Source organism: Okeania sp. SIO2F4, from assembly GCF_010672385.1.
Classification (GTDB): Bacteria; Cyanobacteriota; Cyanobacteriia; order Cyanobacteriales; family Microcoleaceae; genus Trichodesmium.
Map to the genome: position 1 here is coordinate 1 of NZ_JAAHGT010000720.1, position 5,020 is coordinate 5,020.

A 5,020-nucleotide genomic window follows, 5' to 3' on the forward strand; every position below is an offset into this window, starting at 1 on the left:
CAAGGAAATTTTTAAATATAGTAGATATTTTCCCAACTTTGAGAGGCGACTGTACCAACAGACATAATCTCAAAATTTACAGACACAAGAAAGAAGACCTTAGTTATCTACAGGAAAAACTTTTACACAAGGAAATTTTTAAATATAGTAGATATTTTCCCAACTTTGAGAGGCGACTGTACCAACAGACATAATCTCAAAATTTACAGACACAAGAAAGAAGACCTTAGTTATCTACAGGAAAAACTTTAACACAAGGAAATTTTTAAATATAGTAGATATTTTCCCAACTTTGAGAGGCGACTGTACCAACAGACATAATCTCAAAATTTACAGACACAAGAAAGAAGACCTTAGTTATCTACAGGAAAAACTTTAACACAAGGAAATTTTTAAATATAGTAGATATTTTCCCAACTTTGAGAGGCGACTGTACCAACAGACATAATCTCAAAATTTACAGACACAAGAAAGAAGACCTTAGTTATCTACAGGAAAAACTTTTACATAGTAAGCCTAAATCATTTTGGAGATAAATTATTGAACTATTTATGAAATACAGATTATTTACTGTACCTGAAAAGAAACTTTTAAATATCCTACATATTTTTCCAACTTTAACAGGAAACCATACCCACCGACACGAGCTAAAAATTCACAGGAAGGTAAATTGAGAACTTTGTAATTGTAGTTGATTTTAATTTCAGTATTAATGAGATACAGTATTTTTTTCTGTTCCCTGTTCCCGAAAATTCAAAACTTGTTGATCTAACCAATTCTAGCGACCCTATATAATATTTGAGGGTTGGGTTAAAACATTCTCTAATTTTTATGCCTTAGAGCTGATTGATCAAATATATTACAAATAATAGAAGTAGGAATAATTCATACATTACTCCTACTCTGACCAACGACTTAAGAATTTGTAGGCAAATTTTTGCCAATTGGTATTAGTAAAAAAAAGTCGTTGTATTTTTATCCTTTCCTATAGAATATAATCAAGAAATTTATCTGTTTTTATTCCTATTTTAATGATTAGCGATCGCCGTTACTTTTTAAAATTCCTAGGTCTAAGTTTATTGGCAACCCAACTTACTGCTACCAAGAAGCTTTCGCTGCGCGTTGCGTCAGCAATATCGCCCCAACCCATCCTCAAACCACCCCGCCTAAAAATAGGCGATACCGTAGCAGTAGTTAGTCCTGCAACCATGATTTATAAACATCAACTCAAATACATCAATTTGGTTTTAGGGCAACAAAAATTAAAAGTCAAAGTTGCCCCCCACGTTCTCGATCGATATGGATATTTAGCAGGTAAAGATATAGACCGCGCAGCAGATATTAATGCTATGTTTGCGGATGATGAGGTAAAAGCATTGGTGACAACTACAGGTGGTTGGGGTAGCAGTCGCATCTTACCATTATTAGACTATGACTTAATTCGGAAAAATCCCAAAATTATCATTGGTTACAGTGATATTACTGCTCTATTGTTGGCAATATACGCACGCACTGGTCTGGTGACATTTCACGGACCTTTTGGTACATCTACCTGGAATAAATTTTCTGTTGGTTATCTCAAAGATATACTGTTTGCAGGAAAGGCGATGACTTTGCAACCTCCTACGAATATTGTCAAAACTATTACAAGTGGAAAAGCACGGGGGCGACTGATAGGAGGAAACTTGTCTGTGTTAACGGCGATGGTGGGATCGAATTTTTTGCCAGACTGGGGAGGGAAAATTTTGTTTGTGGAGGAGATTAGAGAAGATGTTTATCGGGTAGATCGAATGTTGACTCATTTGAGTTTAGCTGGCATTTTGCAACAGTTGGAGGGTTTTGTGTTTGCCAGATGTACTCGATGTCTGGATGAAGAGGATGATTTTCCCACATTAACTTTATGGCAGGTTTTGTTAGATATTATTCGACCTCTAGGTATTCCCGCTTGGTATGGTACGGCGATCGGTCATATTCGGGATAAGTTTACAGTACCATTGGGAGTAGAAGTAGAGATAGATGCAAGTCGCGGTACGATTAAAATGTTAGAAAGTGCAGTTGTTTAGGCTAAATAACTGCTTAAAAACTGTTATAGGAGTCACGAAGGAAAAGAATTTATCAAGGATAGGACTTAGGCACCTGCAACGTATTTCCGTCCCTATCGACCGACAGGGAAGCAATCTCAAATCCTAGTTTTTCCTGCCTCATGCGTAAGTCCTGAAGGAAAAAGACGATCGCCCATAGTAAATTTGCTTTTACTAGCGATCGCCTGCTGCATTTGAAGAATCATATAGAATCCGGATAATTGCTATAGCCAAGTCCGCAGCGACTGGAACGGAGTGGAAGGAAGCAATCTCAGGGGTTTCACGAGATTGCTTCCTATCGTCGCAATGACGACTTTTCAACCGGATTCTATATCAGATATTATCGTTTGTACTGGCAACAACGGCAATAGTTTTCTCCTATTTGCTACAGGTCTGGATAGCTTGTGACCATGGACGCCGTTTTTGAATTTCTCGTTGGAAGCAACGTATCGTCAAACTTGCATTTTGCGTCCCTTCGCAGAGGTTGATAGCATTCTGCCAATTCCAAGACGTACCACCACCCCAGGGAAAACGCATCTAATTTTTTTGACAAATGACCAAGAAGATAATTTCAAGCTGACTACCTCAAACTTATATCAAAATCTACTTGCGCTTAGAGTATTATAAGAAACCGGGTTTATGTGAGGTAGATGTTAGTATGGTGGGGCATTTAATAAACCCGGTTTCTATACTTTTTTATACCGATACTACCAAATTTGAAATTATATCATGTCCGGATAATTAGCGATCAAAAAACTTTCTCCTTTTTATACTTTCTTTTTCCCCTCTTCCCTCCTGACTCTTGACTCCTCCCTTGTTATTTATAACTATTCAACCGGACGTCATATTACACTTTCAAAATTTCATCATCAACTGAAAAATCTATCTCTGCTTTGTCACGACCGGAGGCGATAAAATCATTTTCAAATGAATCTTTTAACCCAGAAACTAAATCAAATTCTGGCTGCCAATTTAATTCTGTCATCGCTTTATTTACACTGGCAAAAAAATGTTGAAGTCGTAATGGAAAAGCTTTCTTTTTTCCAAAGTCAAATTGCTTCGGATCGTAATGTACTAACTTAATAGAATCAGGAGATTTTCCAGCAGCTTCAGCACAAGCGCGAGCTAAACCATCAAAAGTGACAAAACGTTCTCCAGAAATATTATAAATTTGTCCAATTGCTTTGTCATTTCCTAAAACATTTGCCATTGCCATTGCTAAATCTTTGACATGACCTAATTGAGTAATATGAACTCCATTACCAGGAATAGGAATCGGGCGATCGCGTACAATTCTGTCAAAAAACCATGCTTCTAAATCATTATAATTTTGTGGTCCGTAAATATAAGTAGGGCGAATAGAAGTCCAGGGTAAACCTTGATTTGCTAATTCTGTTTCTGTTTCATATTTTCCTAAATGACGACTTTTTGGGTCTATAGCATCTCCTTCAATATGAGGCATTTGGTCAGACTTTAAATAAACTCCAGCAGAACTCATATAAACGAAATGTTTGACTTGACCTTGAAAGATTTCTGCCAGAGGTTTTGTATCAGTTAATTTTCGTCCGTTATTGTCAAAAACAGCATCAAATTTTTCCGATGCTAATTTTTCTTTGAGTTGGCTAGCATCAGTTCTATCCCCATGAATTTCTGTTATTCCTGAAACTGGAGCAAGTTTATTTCCACGATTAAATAATACAATTTCATGCCCTTGCTCTACCAAAATTTTAGTTAAATAGACCCCTATGAATCGGGTGCCACCCATAATCAATATTCGCATTTTTCCCTCTTGTTCTAAATAGCTAATAATCTCATCATACCTATTTACCAAGTCAAAAGTCAAAAGTTACATTAATTTTTTTTGTATGTTTATCATATACTCTCCTTAAAGTCAAGAGAATTATTTCCTTAATACATTATTTTTTATTTTTAAATATAGATGTTTTTTTACCCTTTATTTAAGTACAGTTATTTGTAAGTATTTCCTACAGAATTCTGCGCAAACAGGTATTAGCAGTCAGCTCTCAGCAATTAACGCCACAACTTTACAGATTGTATATAAAAACTATAGTGAGTATATAGCGTTTCTCAGGCTAATAAGGTACACCTATACTTATTTCTTTTCTACTCCCTATTCCCTGTTCCCTGTTCCCTAAAACAAACGAATGCGCGTACCTTACCACTATGGGAATTTCTATATATAGTATTTAGTACCTAAAAATGCGTACTTCCTGAAATAATTACTACTCAGCTTAAGGGAGTTTTTTTAACAGTAATGTTTAATTCTCATTCAACTTCTCAATTGCTTTTATTTCCTCATAAAGCTATAAGTAAACTCTAATAGTTGAAGGGTAAAAGCTGAAGGTTGAATGCTTACAGTTATTTTTCTTTTTTCTGTTATCTATTCCCAGTTAAGCTATTCCCTAAAGCCTAGGAATTTATACCTCACTCACACATGATAATTGCTATATCATCCTAACCTAAAAATTGCTATACTTATAATAGCCATCAAAAATCAGATGTCATAATTTTACTGTCACCTAAAAGCCTAGAAAATAGCAGTTATTATGTTCATAATATATAGTTTTTTATTTCTTATAGCAATCCTATTTGAGTTGTAATATTTTTCTGATAGTAGCCAGTAGTTAGGTAGAGGAGCCATCGGGTTGGCAATGTAGAGAATTTTCAAGGTTTTCCGTTAATATTAATTGTTATAAACAAAGATCATAACCAATTTAGGATTACTATATCTATAATTCCTATTCCCTAAGCGGTTTTGCATTTAAACGACTTAATTTGTTGTCTACCAAGTTAAAAGTACAACCCTTATTACTTCTTGACGTCGCCAATCCGACGGCGACCCTATCTGACTTGCTAAGACACATTTTAAATGCGTCTTAGCTTATTCCCTATTTCCTATTCACTATTCTTTGTAATAG

General features: G+C 35.4%; 4 protein-coding genes. 2 read left to right on the plus strand and 2 right to left on the minus strand.

All coding sequences use genetic code 11. From position 1 onward, the window contains the following. A partial coding sequence (locus tag F6K22_RS31230; RefSeq protein WP_293107220.1) for a hypothetical protein occupies window positions 1–194 on the plus strand: 194 nt, incomplete at its 5' end. Between the two features lie 837 nt (window positions 195–1,031). Further along, window positions 1,032–2,063, plus strand: coding sequence for a S66 peptidase family protein (locus F6K22_RS31235; protein ID WP_293107223.1), 1,032 nt, complete (start codon window positions 1,032–1,034; stop codon window positions 2,061–2,063). Between the two features lie 396 nt (window positions 2,064–2,459). Here the strand turns inward: F6K22_RS31235 and F6K22_RS31240 are convergent, their stop codons facing one another. Both F6K22_RS31240 and F6K22_RS31245 read right to left on the minus strand, forming a co-directional pair. Continuing rightward, on the minus strand, window positions 2,460–2,618 hold the full coding sequence (locus tag F6K22_RS31240) for a hypothetical protein (RefSeq protein WP_293107226.1): 159 nt from the start codon (window positions 2,616–2,618) through the stop codon (window positions 2,460–2,462). Between the two features lie 310 nt (window positions 2,619–2,928). Further along, complete coding sequence (locus F6K22_RS31245) at window positions 2,929–3,861, minus strand: NAD-dependent epimerase/dehydratase family protein (RefSeq protein WP_293107228.1); 933 nt, start codon at window positions 3,859–3,861, stop codon at window positions 2,929–2,931. Window positions 3,862–5,020 lie beyond the last annotated feature (1,159 nt).